The sequence below is a fragment of the Streptomyces sp. NBC_00775 genome (genome assembly GCF_036347135.1).
Classification (GTDB): domain Bacteria; phylum Actinomycetota; class Actinomycetes; order Streptomycetales; family Streptomycetaceae; genus Streptomyces; species Streptomyces lutosisoli.
Genome location: NZ_CP108938.1, coordinates 3,817,492 through 3,835,378 on the forward strand (window position 1 = coordinate 3,817,492; position 17,887 = coordinate 3,835,378).

The 17,887-nt window shown below is 69.9% G+C and carries 14 protein-coding genes; 8 read left to right on the forward strand and 6 right to left on the reverse strand.

Going from position 1 to position 17,887, the window contains the following annotated elements; translation table 11 throughout:
* Positions 1–91: 91 nt before the first annotated feature.
* The 3 genes from OIC96_RS16885 to OIC96_RS16895 all read left to right on the forward strand — a co-directional run bounded on the left by OIC96_RS16885 (position 92) and on the right by OIC96_RS16895 (position 4,843).
* The gene (locus OIC96_RS16885) at positions 92–1,495 is read left to right on the forward strand and encodes a class II fumarate hydratase (protein WP_330307039.1); all 1,404 of its coding nucleotides are present in this window, start codon (positions 92–94) and stop codon (positions 1,493–1,495) included.
* 115 nt (positions 1,496–1,610) lie between these two features.
* Positions 1,611–2,303: a cytidylyl-2-hydroxypropylphosphonate hydrolase gene (gene fomD / locus OIC96_RS16890; protein WP_330307038.1), complete on the forward strand. Its 693-nt coding sequence runs from the start codon at positions 1,611–1,613 to the stop codon at positions 2,301–2,303.
* 395 nt (positions 2,304–2,698) lie between these two features.
* Positions 2,699–4,843, forward strand: a complete 2,145-nt coding sequence (locus tag OIC96_RS16895; protein ID WP_330307037.1) for a SpoIIE family protein phosphatase — start codon at positions 2,699–2,701, stop codon at positions 4,841–4,843.
* Between the two features lie 131 nt (positions 4,844–4,974).
* On the opposite strand, the gene OIC96_RS16900 is transcribed toward OIC96_RS16895, so the two are convergent.
* Positions 4,975–7,329: a transglycosylase domain-containing protein gene (locus OIC96_RS16900; protein ID WP_330307036.1), complete on the reverse strand. Its 2,355-nt coding sequence runs from the start codon at positions 7,327–7,329 to the stop codon at positions 4,975–4,977.
* 624 nt (positions 7,330–7,953) lie between these two features.
* On the opposite strand from OIC96_RS16900, the gene OIC96_RS16905 reads away from it, so the two are divergent.
* From OIC96_RS16905 to OIC96_RS16915, 3 genes are read left to right on the forward strand one after another with little or no spacing between them, the layout of a single operon-like run.
* The gene (locus tag OIC96_RS16905; RefSeq protein ID WP_327431362.1) at positions 7,954–8,481 is read left to right on the forward strand and encodes a PadR family transcriptional regulator; all 528 of its coding nucleotides are present in this window, start codon (positions 7,954–7,956) and stop codon (positions 8,479–8,481) included.
* A gap of 5 nt (positions 8,482–8,486) precedes the next feature.
* Positions 8,487–9,176, forward strand: a complete 690-nt coding sequence (locus tag OIC96_RS16910) for an ABC transporter ATP-binding protein (RefSeq protein WP_330307035.1) — start codon at positions 8,487–8,489, stop codon at positions 9,174–9,176.
* Positions 9,173–11,509: an ABC transporter permease gene (locus OIC96_RS16915; RefSeq protein WP_330307034.1), complete on the forward strand. Its 2,337-nt coding sequence runs from the start codon at positions 9,173–9,175 to the stop codon at positions 11,507–11,509. Before OIC96_RS16910 ends, OIC96_RS16915 begins: the two co-directional genes overlap by 4 nt.
* 75 nt (positions 11,510–11,584) lie before the next feature.
* On the opposite strand, the gene OIC96_RS16920 is transcribed toward OIC96_RS16915, so the two are convergent.
* From OIC96_RS16920 to OIC96_RS16935, 4 genes are all read right to left on the reverse strand, one after another.
* On the reverse strand, positions 11,585–12,013 hold the full coding sequence (locus tag OIC96_RS16920) for a hypothetical protein (RefSeq protein WP_330307033.1): 429 nt from the start codon (positions 12,011–12,013) through the stop codon (positions 11,585–11,587).
* 4 nt (positions 12,014–12,017) lie between these two features.
* Positions 12,018–12,398 (reverse strand): roadblock/LC7 domain-containing protein, encoded by a 381-nt coding sequence (locus OIC96_RS16925; protein ID WP_330307032.1) that lies wholly within the window; start codon positions 12,396–12,398, stop codon positions 12,018–12,020.
* Positions 12,399–12,481: 83 nt separating this feature from the next.
* Positions 12,482–13,774 (reverse strand): hypothetical protein, encoded by a 1,293-nt coding sequence (locus tag OIC96_RS16930; protein WP_330307031.1) that lies wholly within the window; start codon positions 13,772–13,774, stop codon positions 12,482–12,484.
* A 186-nt stretch (positions 13,775–13,960) separates the two neighbouring features.
* Complete coding sequence (locus OIC96_RS16935; protein WP_330307030.1) at positions 13,961–14,935, reverse strand: LysR substrate-binding domain-containing protein; 975 nt, start codon at positions 14,933–14,935, stop codon at positions 13,961–13,963.
* 158 nt (positions 14,936–15,093) lie between these two features.
* Between OIC96_RS16935 and OIC96_RS16940 the strand changes: the two genes are divergently transcribed.
* Together OIC96_RS16940 and OIC96_RS16945 are read left to right on the forward strand one after the other, a co-directional pair.
* Positions 15,094–15,648 carry a peroxiredoxin gene (locus OIC96_RS16940; protein WP_330307029.1) on the forward strand — a complete coding sequence of 185 codons (555 nt, stop codon included), beginning with the start codon at positions 15,094–15,096 and terminating at the stop codon, positions 15,646–15,648.
* A 6-nt stretch (positions 15,649–15,654) separates the two neighbouring features.
* Entirely contained in the window at positions 15,655–16,188 is a 534-nt protein-coding gene (locus OIC96_RS16945) for an alkyl hydroperoxide reductase (RefSeq protein WP_330307028.1), read from the forward strand.
* Between the two features lie 191 nt (positions 16,189–16,379).
* On the opposite strand, the gene OIC96_RS16950 is transcribed toward OIC96_RS16945, so the two are convergent.
* Positions 16,380–17,801 (reverse strand): AI-2E family transporter, encoded by a 1,422-nt coding sequence (locus OIC96_RS16950; RefSeq protein WP_330307027.1) that lies wholly within the window; start codon positions 17,799–17,801, stop codon positions 16,380–16,382.
* Positions 17,802–17,887 lie beyond the last annotated feature (86 nt).

Genomic DNA, 17,887 nt, shown 5'->3' on the forward strand with positions numbered 1-17,887 from the left:
GCGGGACGGCGTACGGGACACTCCGTTTCCGTCGTCTGCCGCGGGAACACGGGACCCGTCGGCGATGCTGTCACCAGTGGAGGTGTCGTCCATGGCAGATGGCCAGGCTGAAGTCCCGTTCCGCATCGAGCACGATTCCATGGGTGAGGTCAGGGTGCCCGCGGACGCGAAGTGGCGGGCCCAGACGCAACGGGCGGTGGAGAACTTCCCGATCTCCGGACAGCACCTGGAGCGCGCCCACATCGAGGCTCTCGCCCGCATCAAGGCGGCCGCCGCGAAGGTGAACGGCGAGCTGGGTGTGATCGGCAAGGACGTCGCGGAGGCGATCCAGGAGGCGGCCGGTGAGGTCGCCGAGGGGCGCTGGGACACGCACTTTCCGGTCGACGTCTTCCAGACGGGGTCCGGCACGTCCTCCAACATGAACACCAACGAGGTCATCGCCACGCTCGCGACCGAGCGGCTCGGCAGGGACGTACATCCCAATGACCATGTGAACGCGTCGCAGTCGTCGAACGACGTCTTCCCCTCCTCGATCCACATCGCCGCCACCGCCGCCGTCACCCGCGATCTCGTCCCCGCGCTGGAGCACCTCGCGGCCTCGCTCGCACGCAAGTCCGAGGAGTTCGCCGATGTGGTGAAGTCCGGGCGTACGCATCTCATGGACGCGACGCCGGTGACCCTGGGACAGGAGTTCGGGGGGTACGCGGCCCAGGTGCGGTACGGGGTCGAGCGGCTGAACGCCTCGCTGCCCCGGCTCGCCGAACTGCCGCTCGGGGGAACGGCCGTGGGGACCGGGATCAACACCCCGCCCGGGTTCTCCGCCGCCGTCATCGCGGAAGTGGCCCGGGACACCGGGCTGCCGCTCACCGAAGCCCGCGACCACTTCGAGGCGCAGGGGGCGCGCGACGGCATCGTCGAGACCAGCGGGCAGCTCAGGACCATCGCCGTCGGACTGACGAAGATCGCGAACGACCTGCGGTGGATGGCTTCCGGGCCGCGCACCGGACTGGCCGAGATCAGCCTCCCGGATCTTCAGCCGGGGTCCTCGATCATGCCGGGGAAGGTGAATCCGGTCATCCCCGAGGCCGTGCTCATGGTCGCCGCCCAGGTGATGGGGAACGACGCCACCGTCGCCACCGCCGGAGCGGCCGGCAACTTCGAACTCAACGTCATGCTGCCCGTCATCGCGAAGAACGTCCTGGAGTCCGTCCGGCTGCTCGCCAATGTCTCGCGGCTGCTCGCCGACCGCACCGTCGACGGGATCGTCGCGCACCGCGAACGGGCCCGCGAGTACGCCGAGTCGTCGCCGTCCGTGGTGACGCCGCTCAACAAGTACATCGGGTACGAGGAGGCCGCCAAGGTCGCCAAGAAGGCGCTGGCGGAGCGGAAGACCATTCGCCAAGTCGTCCTGGAGTCGGGGTACGTGGAGCGGGGCGATCTGACCCTTGAGCAGCTGGACGAGGCGCTGGATGTCCTGCGGATGACGCATCCGTAACACCTTCTGTCTCCCGTGAAACGCCTGATGACGCCCCCGTAACGTCCTGTGCCGGGTGGCGAGAACCGTGACGCGCGCCGCAGCGTCGTATGCCCAGGGCACCTAATATCTGGTCATGGCAGACGGTGGAGCGGTGAGACGAGTGGAAGCGGACGGGTCGACGGCGCGCTGGGCCCCCGGGAGTCAGATCCTGTGGCGGTACCGGGAGAACGCCGGCGAGCACGTCCACATCTGCCGCCCCGTGACCGTCGTACGGGACGACGACGAGCTGCTCGCGGTGTGGCTGGCCCCGGGCACGGAGTGTGTGAAGCCGGTCCTCGCCGACGGCACGCCCGTGCACGGGGAGCCGCTGGAGTCGCGCTACACCAAGCCGCGCACGGTGCAGCACGGCCGCTGGTTCGGCACCGGTGTACTGAAGTTGGCGCGGCCCGGCGATCCCTGGTCGGTGTGGCTGTTCTGGGAGCCGGGCTGGCGTTTCAAGAACTGGTACGTGAACCTTGAGGCGCCGCTGGCCCGTTGGGAGGGCGGAGTGGACTCCGAGGATCACTTCCTGGACATCTCCGTGCACCCGGACCGGACTTGGCGCTGGCTCGACGAGGACGAGTTCGCCATGGCGCAGCGGGCCGGACTGATGGATGCTCAACTGGCCGCACGGGTAAGGGAAGCGGGATGGTCGGCGGTGGATGCGGTCCGTGCCTGGGGCGCGCCGTTCTCGGACGGCTGGCAGCACTGGCGCCCGGATCCGTCGTGGCCGGTTCCCGCTCTGCCGGATGACTGGGACCGTACGCCCGCGCATGTGTCCTCATGAGACCCTTGATGCGCCCCCGTGGTACAACCGTAGGATCGTCTTCCGCGTCAAATTCAATCAAGGCCGGTGCGCAGCACCGTCGTTGAGGGATGGCGGTCGGGTGACGGGAGGGCACACGGCAGCAACAACTCCCGCAGTATGAGCTGGGCTTGACCATACGTCACCGAGGGGCGGCAGGACGTGAGCGAGGGGTACGAGAGCCACGGCGGTACGGCCTGCAGACGGCCGGGCAGGCCGCGCGGGCTCGCCACGGCGTCCGCGCCGGCGACGGCGTTCCGGCCGGAGCGAGCCGTACCACCCGGCCCTGACGACGCGCAGATTCCGTTCCCGGGGCACACATTCCGGGTATCGGGGCTGCGGGACGAACTGCGCGCACGGCGTGCAGCCCCGGACGGATGGATTCGACACGCGTGACGGAGCACCCCACCTCGCACGAGCGCCGGCAGCCCGGCGCCGGCCTGACGCCCGCCCCCGCGGACCCTCGCGGGGCGCTCCTGCGTACCCCGGAGCAGCCGTCCCTCACGCCGGGAACCACCGCGTTACCCGTTCAGGCGCGCAACGGCGACGCCCCGGCCGGACCGGGTACGGCCGTGCCCTGCGCCAAGGGCTCCGCCGACACGGGCGCGGGCTCGCCCTCGCCCTCCGGCACCGGCGCGCCCACACCGCCGCCCGCCTCCGAACACTCCCAGCCCTCGGCCGCCGAGCCCGATCCGCACCGCCCGCGCCCCACGTCCGAGGCCATCCCGGCCCAGCCGGCCGCCGATCAGGACCGGCCGACGCGGGGCGGCGGCAAGGAGCGGCGCACCGGGCAGGGGCTGCCGCAGGGCGGTCCGATGCCGATGCGGCGCGACGGCGACCGGCTGCGCTTCGTGGGCGCCGCGACCCGGCGGATCGCCCGGGGCATCGACCTCGACGAGATCGTGATGGGCCTGTGCCGGGCCACCGTGCCGACCTTCTCGGACGCGATCCTCGTCTATCTGCGCGACCCGCTGCCGGTCGGCGACGAGCGGCCCACCGGGCCCCTCGTGCTGCGGCTGCGGCGCACCGACCGGATCCCCGAGGACCGGGACACCGACGGCGGCTTCATGCCCGCGCTGCGGCCCGAGCCCAGCGAACTGCAGTCGATGACCGCCGAGTTGTGCGAGGTGCGCCCCGGTGGCGCCCTCGCCGAGGTGCTGCGCGGTGTACGGCCGGTGTTCGCGGACGCGCCCGCCGCCCGGGCCGCGCTGCCCGAGCTGCTCGGCGACGACCTGGCCGTGCCGGGCGGGCAGCGCGCGATCCTGGCGCCGCTGCGCGGCCGCCGCCGGGTGATCGGCGCGGCGCTGTTCCTGCGCCGCCCGGAGCGCCTCGCCTTCGAGGCCGACGATCTGCTGGTCGCCGCCCAGCTCGCCACGCACAGCGCGCTCGGCATCGACAAGGCGGTGCTGTACGGGCGTGAGGCGTACATCGCCGACGAGTTGCAGCGCACGATGCTGCCCGAGACGCTGCCGCGGCCGACGGGCGTACGGCTCGCCAGCCGTTACCTTCCGGCCGCCGAGACCGCACGCGTCGGCGGCGACTGGTACGACGCGATCCCGCTGCCTGGCAGCCGCGTCGCCCTCGTCGTCGGTGACGTGATGGGCCATTCCATGACGTCGGCGGCCATCATGGGCCAGCTGCGGACGACAGCGCAGACCCTCGCCGGGCTCGATCTGCCGCCGCAGGAGGTGCTGCACCACCTCGACGAGCAGGCGCAGCGGCTCGGAACCGACCGCATGGCAACCTGCCTGTACGCCGTCTACGACCCGGTCTCGCACCGCATCACCATCGCCAACGCGGGCCATCCCCCGCCGGTCCTGCTGCACCTGGGCGGGCGGGCCGAGGTGCTGCGGGTGCCGCCGGGTGCCCCCATCGGCGTGGGCGGCGTCGACTTCGAGGCCGTAGAACTGGACGCACCCGCCGGAGCGACCCTGCTCCTCTACACGGACGGGCTCGTCGAGTCCCGCCTGCGCGACGTGTGGACCGGGATAGAGCAGCTGCGGGAGAAGCTCGCCGCGACCGCCGCACTGACCGGACCCGACCATCCGCCGCCGCTCGAAGCGCTGTGCGACGAGGTGCTCGACATGCTCGGCCCGGGCGACCGGGACGACGACATCGCGCTGCTCGCCGCGCGCTTCGACGGGATCGCGCCGAGCGATGTCGCGTACTGGTTCCTCGAACCGGAGGACGCCGCCCCCGGGCGGGCCCGCCGGCTGGCCCGGCGCGCGCTGTCCCGCTGGGGCCTGGAGGACATGACCGACTCCGTGGAGCTGCTGGTCAGCGAGGTCGTGACGAACGCCGTCCGCTATGCGTCCCGCCCGGTCACACTGCGGCTGCTGCGCACGGACGTCCTGCGCTGCGAAGTCGGCGACGACGTACCGCAACTGCCGCGGCTGCGGCAGGCGCGCGCCACGGACGAGGGCGGACGCGGGCTCTATCTGGTGAACAAACTGGCCAGACGGTGGGGCGCGACGCGGCTGAGCACGGGCAAGGTGGTCTGGTTCGAGCTGAACCGGGGCTGAGCGCGGCGCCGTACGAGCCGTACGAGCCGTACGCGCTGATGGATGAGATGGGTTAGACAGAGACGCCAAGGGCGCCCGGTGGATCACCGGGCGCCCTTGGCGTGCACTGACCATGTCCTACTGGCCATGTCCTACTGACTGTTCGGATCCAGTGGGTTGTCCGGGATCCCGTCGGTCGGCGTCGCCGTCGCGGTCGTCGGCTTCGTGGTGGTCGGCTCGGTCGTCGTCGGCTCGTCCGTCGGGGTCGGCGGGCTGGAGGTCGTCGGCGGCTCGGTGGTCGGTTCCTCGGTGGTCGGCGTCGCCGTCGGGGTGCTGCTCCGCGTCCGCGTGGGCGTGGGCGTCAGGGTGGTGGGCTGCACCGCCGCGCCCGACGTGGTGTTCAGGTCGAACTTGGTGACCTTGCCCATCGCGCCGAAGGTGTACTCCGCCCAGATCTGGGCCGGGAAGCCACCACCGTTGACACGGCCGCTCTCCGCCACGAGGCCCGTGGCGCCCTTCATCGACACCTGCTGGCCCGCCTTTTTGGTCCCTACCGCACCCTCGCCGAACAGACCGACCGACGTGACCAGGTTCGGCGTGTAGCCGGTGAACCAGGCCGACTTGTTGTTGTCGGACGTACCCGTCTTGCCGGCGACCTGCTGGCCGTCGCGGGCAGGGTTGTCCCGCACGGAGAGCCGGGCCGTACCGTCGTCGACCACGCCGGTCAGCACCGAGGTGACCGTGTCGGCGGCCTCTTCGCTGATGACCTGGTCGCCGATCGCGTCCGGGATCTTGACCGTACGGTCCTTGTGCTCGACCTTCGCCAGGATGGCAGGGGTGACCTTCTTGCCATGGTTGTCGAGCGTCGCGTACACGCCGGCCATCTGCAGCGGGCTCGCGCCCATGGAGCCGAGGGTCTGCGCGGGCACCGACTCGAGCTTCTCGGTGTCCATGCCGAGCTTGCCCGCGACCTTGAGGACCTCGTCCATGCCGACGTCGACGCCCATCTGCGCGAAGACGGAGTTGATGGACTTGTTCACCGCGGTCTGGACGGTGACGTTGCCGTAGCTGCGCTCGTCCTCGTTCGGCGGCGCGAAGGCGATGTCACTGCCCACGACGGGACGGCGGTTCGTACCGTCGTAGACCGTGTTCGCCGTGATCGTCTTGCCGCTCTGCGTCTTGGCCTGCTCGTCGAGGGCCGCCGCGAAGATCAGGGGCTTGAAGGTCGACGCGACCTGGTAGTCGACGCGGGTCGCGTTGTTCCTGTAGTGGTCGAGGTAGCTCTTACCGCCGTACATCGCCAGGACCTTGCCCGTCTTGGGGTCGACGGAGACGGCACCAGCCTGGATGTCGCCGTCGACCTTGCGCTTCTTCGGGTCCAGCTTGCTGGTCAGCTGCGCCTTGACGGTCTTCTCCAGCAGCGCCTGCTTCTTCTTGTCGATGTTGAGCGTGATGGTCCAGCCGCCCGCGTCGACCATGTTCTGGGCGTCGTCCAGGCTGGTGGCGGTGCCATCGGCGACGAGCTGCTTCGCCAACGCGCTGTCGGCCGCCTTCACCAGGTAGCCGGTCTGGCCCTCCATGCCGGGCGCGCCCTTGGGGGCCTTCGGCTCCGGGAACTCCATGGCCGCGCGCTTGGCGGAGTCGAGCCAGCCCTCCTCGACCATGTTGTCGAGGGTGTAGGCCCAGCGGGCCTTGACCAGTCGCTTGCCGGTGTCCGTGGCGACCGCCCAGTCGTACTGGCTCGGGGCCTGGAGCAGCGAGGCGAGGTAGGCGCCCTGCTCGACCGACAGTTCGCTCGCGTCCACGCGGTAGTACGCCTGGGCGGCGGCCTGGATGCCGTACGCGCCCTCGCCGTAGTAGCTGGTGTTGATGTAGCCCGCGAGGATGTCGTCCTTGGAGGTCTGGCGGTCCACCTTCAGCGAGATGACCAGTTCCTTCAGCTTGCGCGTGACGGTCTGGTCCTGGTTGAGGTAGTAGTTCTTGACGTACTGCTGGGTGATCGTCGAACCACCCTGCTTGCCCTTGCCGGAGAGGGTGTTGATCAGACCGCGGGCCGTGCCCTTGAGGTCGACGCCCGCGTCCTTGTAGAACGACTTGTTCTCGGCGGCGACGAAGGTCTTCTGGACGTCCTTGGGCACCTTGCTCAGGTCCACGATCTCGCGGTTGACGGTGCCGGTGCGGGCGAGCAGTGCGCCGTCGCTGTACTGGTAGATGTTGCTCTGCTGCCTGGCGGCCGCGTTGCCCTTGGGTATGTCGACGACCATGTAGAGCACGATGAAGGCGCCCATGCCGAGCAGGCAGCAGCCGAGGAACGTCCCGAGGATCGTCTTCCAGTTGACGAACCTGCGTATACCGCTGCGGCCGGCCTTCTTGCCCCCGGCTGTCGCTCCGGACGCCGCTCCGGTCGCTGCTCCGGACACCCCTCCGGACGCCGCTCCGGACGAGCGCTTGGGCGCCGCGCGGCGGCCCTGCGCCTGCCGCGCTCGTCTCTCTTCCGCTCGTCCCATGGGTCGATCCGCTCCGCTTCACTCTCGTGTGGCACACAGGTTCGTCGCTCAGGTCAGCTCAGAAAGCTAACACCGCGCGCTATGACAAAGGGCCGCCGATCCGGTCTTTTCCGGACGTGACAATCAGCACGCGCTGCGCAGCTGCCCCAACGAAACCGACGAGCGAGAGGGGTGGAAGGTTGCCGGAATGCGGAAAGTGATCGCACTTGGGTTTCCTCGCCCCCGCCGCCCCTACCCGTCCCATCCCCCAGGGGCTCCGCCCCTTCGACCCCGGGGGTTGTGGGTCGGGTGCGGGTGGGTGGGGGCTGGTCGCGCAGTTCCCCGCGCCCCTAAACAACTGCCGGTCCGCCCCGGGTGCCTTTAAGGGGCGCGGGGAACTGCGCGACCAGCCCCCACCGTCCCGCAGCCGACTCTCTTCAGGGGCGCGGGGAACTGCGCAATCTTTTAGGGGGGTCTGGGGGCGCAGCCCCCAGGAACGGATGGGACGGGTAGGGGCGGCGGGGGCGAGGAAACCGGTGACAGAACCGTGACAATCGGGGCTGACCTGCGGAGTGGTGGCCCCTCGGGCGATCTATTCGCGGCGGGTATACACGCCATGTATACGCCGTGTGTAGAGTGCTCCGCATGTCCATCGGTCACACGCTCCTAGGGCTCCTGGAGTCCGGGCCCCGTCACGGTTACGACCTGAAGCGGGCCTTCGACGAAAAGTTCGGTCATGATCGGCCGCTGCACTACGGCCAGGTCTACTCGACGATGTCGCGGCTGCTCAAGAACGGGCTCGTCGAGGTCGACGGGATAGAGGCGGGCGGCGGACCCGAGCGCAAGCGGTACGCGATCACCGAGGCCGGGATCACCGACGTACAGCGCTGGCTCGCGACGCCGGAGAAGCCCGAACCGTATCTGCAGTCGACCCTCTACACGAAGGTCGTCCTCGCACTGCTCACGCACCGGAACGCGAGCGAGATCCTCGACACGCAACGCTCGGAGCATCTCCGCATGATGCGCATCCTGACCGACCGCAAGCGCAAGGGCGACCTCGCCGACCAGCTGATCTGCGACCACGCCCTGTTCCACCTGGAGGCCGACCTGCGCTGGCTGGAGCTCACCGCCGCACGCCTCGACAAGCTCGCCGAGGCGGTGACGGCCCGATGACGTCGATGACCCCTCCCCCCGGTTCCCTGCTCGCCGCCAGCGAACTGCGCAAGACGTACGGGCCGACGAGCGCCCTGGACGGCGCCGAGTTCTCCATCCACCCTGGCGAGGTCGTCGCCGTGATGGGCCCCTCCGGCTCGGGCAAGTCGACGCTGCTGCACTGCCTCGCCGGCATCGTGACGCCCGACTCGGGCTCGATCACGTACAACGGCCGTGAGATGGCGACCATGAACGACGCTCAGCGCAGTGCGTTGCGGCGCTCCGAGTTCGGGTTCGTCTTCCAGTTCGGGCAGCTCGTTCCCGAGTTGACCTGTGTCGAGAATGTCGCGCTGCCGCTGCGGCTGAACGGGACGGGGCGCAAGGAGGCCGAGCGCACCGCCCTGTCGTGGATGCAGCAGCTGGAGGTCGACGATCTCAAGGGCAAGCGGCCCGGCGAGGTCTCCGGCGGCCAGGGGCAGCGCGTGGCCGTGGCCCGTTCGCTGGTCACCAGCCCGCGCGTGCTGTTCGCGGACGAGCCGACCGGCGCGCTCGACTCGCTCAACGGCGAGCGGGTGATGCAACTGCTGACCGACGCGGCCCGTTCGACCAACGCCGCCGTCGTGCTCGTCACGCACGAGGCACGGGTCGCCGCGTACTCGGACCGCGAGATCGTCGTACGGGACGGCAAGTCGCGCGACATGGAGCGGATCGTATGAGCGCACGCCAATGGGCCCGTGACCTCGGCATGGGTGCCAAGTTCGCGGTGACCGGTGGCCGTGAGGCCTGGGTGCGCGTCCTGCTCACGGCCGTCGGGGTCGGCCTCGGGGTGGCGCTGCTGCTGCTCACCACGGCGATACCCAACGCCTTGGCGAACCGGGGCGACCGCGAACGCTCCCGCAACGACATGACGTACACCTCGGTGGTCCATAAGAAGTCGGACCGTACGCTGCTCGTCGGCACCGCGGACACCACCTTCCATGAACAGGACGTGCGCGGGCGGGTGTTGGAGCCCGAAGGCGCGCAGGCGCCCCTGCCGCCCGGGGTGAAGAAGTTGCCCGCGGTCGGCGACATGGTCGTCTCGCCCGCCCTCGACCGGCTGCTGAAGTCCTCCGACGGCAAGCTGCTGCGCGAGCGGCTGCCCTACCGCGTCGCCGGGACGATCGCCGACACCGGCCTCACCGACCCGCACGAACTCGCCTTCTACGCGGGCATCAAGGATCTGAAGGCGACCACGCAGACGACCGGCCGGATCGAGCGCATCGACTCGTTCGGGTCCAGGGACCAGTCCGGGGAGGCGATGGACCCCGTCCTGTTCCTGCTCGTGCTGATCGTCTTCGTGGTGCTGCTGATGCCGGTCGGTGTCTTCATCGCCGCGGCCGTACGCTTCGGCGGCGAGCGGCGCGACCGCAGGCTGGCGGCGCTCCGGCTGGTCGGCGCCGACGGGCGGATGACCCGGCGGATCGCGGCCGGTGAGGCGCTGGCCGGAGCGGTGGTCGGGCTGGTGTTCGGCGCCGCGTTCTTCCTGGTCGGGCGTCAAGTCGCCGGAATGATCACCTTGTTCAGGATGAGCGTGTTCCCCAGCGACCTCAATCCGGCACCCGCGCTGGCGGCCCTGGTCGCCGTGGCCGTGCCGGCCGCCGCCGTCGCGGTGACGCTCTTCGCGCTCCGCGGTGTCGTCATCGAGCCGCTCGGGGTGGTCCGCACGGCCCGGCCCTCGCGCCGCCGGCTGTGGTGGCGGCTGCTGCTGCCGCTGGGCGGCCTCGCGATGCTCTACCCGATGATCGGGCAGGGGCGCACCAACGGGGACTTCAACCAGTACCTGGTCATCGGCGGCGTCATGCTGCTCCTCGTCGGCATCACGGCGCTGCTTCCCTGGGTCGTGGAGGCGGTCGTCAACCGGCTGAACTCCGGCGGAGTGGCCTGGCAACTGGCCATTCGCAGGCTCCAGTTGAGCAGCGGCACCGCGGCCCGCATGGTCAACGGCATCGCGGTGGCGGTGGCCGGCGCGATCGCCCTGCAGATGCTGTTCGCCGGGGTCGAAGGCGACTACACCAAGGCGAACAAGAACGACCTCTCGCGTGCGCAGATGTCGGTCACGGTGCCGGACGGGATCCCGATGAGCGGGGTCGTCCAGCAGATGTCCGCGACCAAGGGCGTCACGCGCACGACGGCGCTGTTCAGGGGTGAGATGGGCGACGGGCGCAACGAACCCGAGCGCCAGGCGACCATGACCGTCGGCGACTGCGCGGCCCTGCGCGAGGCGGCCAAGCTGCCCTCCTGCAAGGACGGCGACATCTTCGCCGTGGAGAACGCCAGGTGGGACTCGTACACGTCGAACATGGACGAGCCCGGTACCAAGCTCTACATCGACCCGTCGTACGGCACCTCCGTCAAGGGCAAGGAGCTCGCCTGGACGGTGCCGAAGAGCATCAGGACGGCGGACTCGCGCGAGGACCCGTCGGGCGACGAGCGCGGAGGCTTCCTCTTCACCCCCGGCGCGCTGCCCGAGAAGGCCGAGTCGACCCTGACCGGGACCGTCTTCCTCCAGCTCGACGAGTCGGTGCCGGACGTGCGTGAGTACGTACGCAACAGCGCGGCGAAGGTCGACCCGCTCGCGGACCCCGATACGTGGACCGCGACCACGCAGTCCGCGCGCTTCACCTCCATCCGCACCGGGCTGTCCGTCGGCGCGGCCTGCGTCCTGATCCTCATCGGCGCGAGCCTCCTGGTCTCCCAGCTGGAGCAGCTGCGCGAGCGCAAAAAGCTGCTCTCGTCGCTGGTCGCCTTCGGCACCCGGCGCCGCACGCTGAGCCTGTCCGTGCTGTGGCAGACCGCGATCCCGATCGCGCTGGGCCTGCTGCTGGCGTCGATCGTCGGCCTGACCCTGGGCACGGTCCTGCTGAAGATGACCAGCACCCCGGTGGGCGTGGACTGGGCGAGCGTGCTGTCGATGACGGGCATCGGCGCGGGGGTCGTGGTGCTGGTGACGCTGCTCAGCCTGCCGCCGCTGATCCGCCTGATGCGGCCGGACGGACTGCGTACCGAGTAGCCGGAGCCGGCCGGACACGTGTGGCGGCTCCTTCCCCGGGCGGGGAGGGAGCCGCCACGTCACGCCCGGCCCCGCTCAGACCGTGTACTCCCGCACCACCCGCCTGACCTGGGCGAACAGCATGCCCACGTTCACCGACTTGCGACAGACGACCACCGCGACGACGTCCTGGTGGTCGTTCATGCGCACGAACAGGTGGGTCAGGTTGTCGCTGTTCACCAGGATCTCCTGGAAGAAGTGCTGATCGCTGGTGACGCCGCGGCGCTCCTTGAAGACGTCCTCGATCATCGCGACCGTACGCCCCTGGAACAGGTCGAGGGTCGCGCCCGCGAGGAGGTCCAGGACCTCGGGCGGGTGGTTGTCCACGGTCTCGTAGGCCAGCAGCATTCCGGTCGCCATGTCGACGGCGCCCGAGGCCACACAGTCCGGTGCGTCAGTGCGCAGCGACTTGACCAGGCTCAGGACCTGATCCGAGAACCCTGGTGTCATCCGCTTCGTCGCCATTCCGTCAGGCCCCTTCGGACGCGGTGAGGATCGTTCCGATGCGTCCCAGCGCGGGCCGGGTCTCCTCGTGCAGCCGGTCGAGGTCGATGCCCTCGTCGCCCAGAACCACCATCAGCGCGGTGTCGCCGACCGCGTAGAAGGCGGCGCAGCCCTGGCTCCCGTATGTCACCGTCTGCCGGAACGTGCCCCGGCCCGTGGCCTCGGCCGCGCGCCGGGCGATGCCCATGCCCGCGGCGGCGATCGCGGCGAGTCCCTCCGGGTCGATGGTGTCCGCGGTGTCCGCCGCGATGAGCAGTCCGTCGGCTGCCGCCACCGCCGTGTCGGTAATTCCGGTCACCTGCTCCCGCAGGCCTCTCATTTCCATCGCCAGTGCCTCGTGATCCATGTGCTGAACTCCCTGATGCCTGATCGCACTTGTTCGTTCTCGCGCAGAAGAGCGCTGATCCACTTCGCGGTTCCCCGGAAACGTCAGGTTCCGGAATCCGGGGTCCAGATCCGGTTACGCAGACGGAAGAACCCTTTCCAACTCGCCCCGGCTTTTTCCGGGGCGAGAGTTTCGGTGATCCCGCTCGCCCCGGGTTTACGCCGGGGCAGCTCGGAGGGGGTGGGGCGTGGTGACGTGGCGGGGGCGTCGGACCGGGCGATGGCGGGGGCCTCGGACCGGGCGGTGGCGGGGGCCTCGGCCTCGGACCGACGGGTGAGAGTCGCGTCCGCGCCCTTGGCGGCGCCGGCCGCAGCCGTGGCGGCGCCGACCCCCGCGCCCACCGCGGAGGCCAGCGCCAAGATCACCTCGGGAGCCAGGCGGGGAGTCTGTCCTACGGGCCGGATGACGGACTCCTCTGGCACCTCCTTGGGCTCCGCGGGTTCCCTGGGCTCCGCGATCTCCTGGCGTTCCTCGGCCTCCCTCTTGGAGAGGGACCGCCCCTCGGCGCCGTCCGCACCGGGCGGCTCCCCCGCCGGTCCCGTGCCGCGATCCGCCGGACGGGGCGCGGCCGGTGGCCGGCGCTGCAAGGCTCCCGTGGGCGGGAGGTGAACAGTGATCGGGGCGCTCGGACCGGTCCCGTCCGTCGATTCCAGGAGACCCTCGCCGATCAGGCGGGCCATGCCGACCGTCACGGTGTAGACGGCGCGGCCGGTCGCGAAGGCGATGTCGCGGGCGGTGCGCCGGCCGTCGGCGTGCGCCAGTAACTCCCGTTGCGCGGCGGAGAGTCGGAGACACCGGAGGTCCGACCCCGGTATGGGCGCGGGCCGTTCGCGGTCGGGGCGTACGGGGTACGGCAGCGCGGCGACGGCGGCCAGCTTGCGGGCCGCCTCCTGCAGCAGCCGCCCCGGCGCCTCCCCCACGGCGACCGGCGCGAACGGCTGGGACACGGTGAGCCGTTCACAGTCGTCCACCCGACCCGCGACGACGGCGAAGGCGGCGTCCTGGAGCGCCATCATGCAGACGACCCTGAGCTGGGCGGCCCCCGCGTAGCCGTGCGCGACCAGTTCGGTCTCCGGCCAGCGCTTGCCCTCGCCCTCCCGGAGCAGTTCCGCCCACTGCTCACCGCCGATCCGGCCGGTGCGCAGCATCCGTGCCTCGGGCCCGGGGGCACCGGGGCTCTCGACGGCGACAACCAGTCCGTCGCGGAAGTGGAAGACTCCCCCGGGCTTCCCGGAAATCCGCAGCCCCCCGGTCACCTTCTCGCGATGGCACTCGTCCAGCGCGCGTGACAGCAGGTCGTATCCGACCCGGCCAAGGGAATCCCGACTGGTCGACATCACTCCCCTTGAGCCTCTGGAGCCTCGTACAGACGCCTGATGCGTCACACTGAGGGGGTATGTGTATCAGTCCGGGCGCATATTTCAGCGAGAGTCGCACTACCTGACGGAAGTTGAATTCTCCCGCCCCTCCAGGGGCTTCATCGGTCGCCCAAATGACCGACTGTGCAAGTCAGTTGAGGCGGTTCAGGCCTCGGGTCCCCACACCCGTACGGGCAGCGGACGCAGGGCCTCGCGCAGCGCCGCGGCCAACTCCTCGTACTCCGCCCCGCGCGCCGCGCCGGAGCGCATCGCCAGCGCAATGCGCCGCGTGGGCGCCGGATCCGCGAAGTATCCGGTGAGGAGCTGGTTGCTGCGGGTCGTCTCGACCTTGACGGCGGTACGCGGGAGGAGGGTCACGCCGAGGCCGCCGGCGACGAGTTGGACGAGGGTGGAGAGACCGGCGGCGGTGGTGGTGACGGGCGCGTCCGCGCGTCCGGCCTCCCGGCAGATGTCCAGGGCCTGGTCCCGCAGGCAGTGCCCCTCGTCGAGCAGGAGGAGGTTGAGCTCGCGCAGGGCTTCCCGGGGAATCCCCTCCCGGCCCCCGAGCCAGTGGTCCAGCGGCGTGACCAGTACGAAGTCCTCGTCGAACAGCGGGAGTTCGACGACGCCTGGCATGCCGAGCGGTACGGCGAGGAGGAGCAGATCGAGGCGGCCGACGGACAGCCCCTCCAGCAGAGTGGCCGTCTGCTCCTCGTGGACCTGGAGGTCGAGGTCCGGGTAGCGGTCGTGGACGAGCTTGAGGACGGTGGGCAGGAGGTAGGGCGCGACGGTGGGGATGACACCGAGGCGGAGGGCGCCGGTGAACGGCGCGCGGACGGCTTCGGCTTCCTCCATGAGCGCGCCGACCGCCGTCAGCACGGCCTTCGCCCGTACGGCGAGACGCTCGCCGGCGGGTGAGAGCAGCACCTTGCGGGTCGTACGCTCCAGCAGGGTCACGCCGAGGGTCTCCTCCAGCGTCGAGACCGCGCCGGACAGCGCGGGCTGGCTCATGCCGATCGCGGCGGCCGCGTCACGGAAGTGCAGATGCTCGGCCACGGCCGCGAAGGCGCGCAGCTGGGCGAGGCTGGGCTGACGCCGGCCGTTCCCCTTGGAGCTCGCCTTGCCGATGGGGCTGGCCATGGCCGTACCTCTTACTCATCGTTACTGATAGTCGAGTCCGATCAACACGACCGAGTGTAGCTATTTCCCTAATCAATGCAGCCTGTGCCACCATCAGCGGCGTCCAACCCCTGGGAAACGCCCCCAAAAAGGGTGTTCCCTCGCTACAAGGAGAGCGTGTGCTCACTGTTGGTGACCAGTTCCCCCCGTTCGATCTGACTGCCTGTGTCTCGCTGGAGAAGGGCAAGGAGTTCGAGCAGATCAACCACAAGACCTACGAGGGCAAGTGGAAGATCGTCTTTGCGTGGCCCAAGGACTTCACCTTCGTGTGCCCGACCGAGATCGCGGCGTTCGGCAAGCTGAACGACGAGTTCGCCGACCGTGACGCCCAGGTGCTCGGCTTCTCCGGCGACTCCGAGTTCGTGCACCACGCCTGGCGCAAGGACCACGACGACCTGCGTGACCTGCCCTTCCCGATGCTGGCCGACTCGAAGCACGAGCTCATGCGGGACCTCGGCATCGAGGGCGAGGACGGCTTCGCCAAGCGTGCCGTGTTCATCGTCGACCAGAACAACGAGATCCAGTTCTCCATGGTGACCGCCGGCTCCGTCGGCCGTAACCCCAAGGAGGTCCTGCGGGTCCTGGACGCCCTGCAGACGGACGAGCTGTGCCCGTGCAACTGGACCAAGGGCGAGACCACCCTCGACCCGGTCGCGCTGCTGGCGGGTGAGTAACCCTCCATGTCCCTCGACGAACTGAAGTCCGCCCTACCGGACTACGCGAAGGACCTGCGCCTCAACCTGGGCTCGGTCATCGGCAACTCCGACCTTCCGCCGCAGCAGCTGTGGGGGACGGTCCTCGCCTGCGCGATCGCTTCGCGCTCTCCGCGGGTGCTGCGCGAGCTGGAGCCGGAGGCGAAGGCTCAGTTGTCGCCCGAGGCGTACACGGCCGCCAAGTCGGCCGCTGCGATCATGGCGATGAACAACGTCTTCTACCGGACGCGGCATCTGCTGTCCGATCCGGAGTACGGGACGCTGCGGGCTGGTCTGCGGATGAACATCATCGGCAACCCGGGTGTGGAGAAGGTCGACTTCGAGCTGTGGTCGCTGGCCGTTTCCGCGGTGAACGGGTGTGGGCAGTGTCTTGACTCCCACGAGCAGGTGCTGCGCAAGGCGGGTGTCGACCGGGAGACCATCCAGGAGGCGTTCAAGATCGCGTCGGTGATCCAGGCGGTCGGGACGACGCTGGACGCCGAGGCGATCCTGGCCGACTAGCGCTCCGCCCCAGACCCCGTGGGTCGGTTCTTTGGCTGCGGGTGGGTGGGGGCTGGTCCAAAAGATTGCGCAGTTCCCCGCGCCCCTTTTAGGGGCGCGGGGAACTGCGCAATCTTTTAGCGGGGGTCTGGGGGCGCAGCCCCCAGGAACGGATGGGACGGGTAGGGGCGGCGGGGGCGAGGAAACCCGGGCTACGGGCGGTGGGCCGGGGACGCGTCCAGGGCTGTGGCGCCGCGGGGCTCCGGGGCCTGGCGGAGGCCGGCCTCGCGGGCGTAGGAGCGCAGGTAGACGACCACCGTGTTGGTGACGGCGACCAACGGAACCGCGACCACCGCACCGCCGATGCCGGCGATCATCCCGCCCGCGGCGACGGACAGGACCACCGCCAAGGGATGCACTCGCACCGCCCGCCCGAGGATGAACGGCTGCAGGATGTGGCCCTCGATCTGCTGCACGGCGAGGACCACGACCAGTGTCATCACCGCCGTGAACACGCCCTGCGTGACAAGGGCGACCACCACCGCCAGCGCACCGGAAATCACCGCACCCACCAGCGGAATGAACGCGCCGAGGAAGATGAAGACGGCCAGCGGAACGGCCATGGGGACTTCGAGGAAGTAGATGCCCAGGCCGATGAAGATCGCGTCGATCAGAGCGACTATCACCGTGCCCCGCACATACGCCGTCAGCGTCCGCCACGCCCTCGGCCCCGCCCCCGCGACCCCCTGCCGGGCAGCGGCCGGAACGAGCTTGAGCGTCCACTCCCAGATCCGCTTGCCGTCGTAGAGAAGGAAGAGGGTCGAGAACATCGTGAGGAGGATGCCGGTCAGGGCTTCCACGATGACCGTCACGCCCTCCAGGCCGGCCGACGTGATCTGATCCGTGTTCGCACCGATCGCGGCGCGCAGATTCTTGGCGATCTCGTTGATCTGCTTGTCCGTCACATGGAACGGGCTGTTGAGGAGCCACTTGCGCAACTCGTCGATGCCGTCCTGGATCTGGTCGGAGAGGTTGTCGATGTTCTCCTGGACCTGCCAGACCACGAACCAGCCGACCAGCCCCATGATGACGAAGCCGAGGATCGCGGTGAGCGCGGTGGCGAGCCCGCGCGGCACCCCGTAACGCGTCAGACGGGCCACCGTCGGCTGCAGCAGCGCGGTGATGAGCAGCGCGGCCACGAAGGCCAGCACCACCAGTTGTACGGCGCTGATGACCCGCATCAGCACCCAGACGGTGCCCGCGAGTACGAGCAGCCGCCAGCCGGCCTCGGCCGCGACCCGCACACCCCACGGCACGGCGAGGGCGGGATCGGGACGCTCGGCCGTCAGGACGGGGGCGTGCGCGGCGGAAGGGGTGGGCGCGTCCTCGGGATGACTCCCCGAACGGCTCTCGGGACGCCGGTCGGAAAGGCCTTCGGGACGACTGTCGGGATGACCGTCAGCCGCAGACGCTGACGCGAACTCGGACGCTGACGCGGACGGCATCGACGTCCCCTCGGAGTCGAGGGGACCCTGCGACTCCATCTCCACCTCGGCGCGGCGCTCGTCCAACCGCTCCCCCAGCTCGGTCAGTCCGGCGCCCAGCCGGCCGAGCCACCCTGGCACTCGCGACATGATCCGTCCCTTTTCCCCGTTGCTCCCCACCACTCCCCCCTGGAGTCGTCGGTTCCGACCGTACATGGCCGAAGCCCCTCACCCTA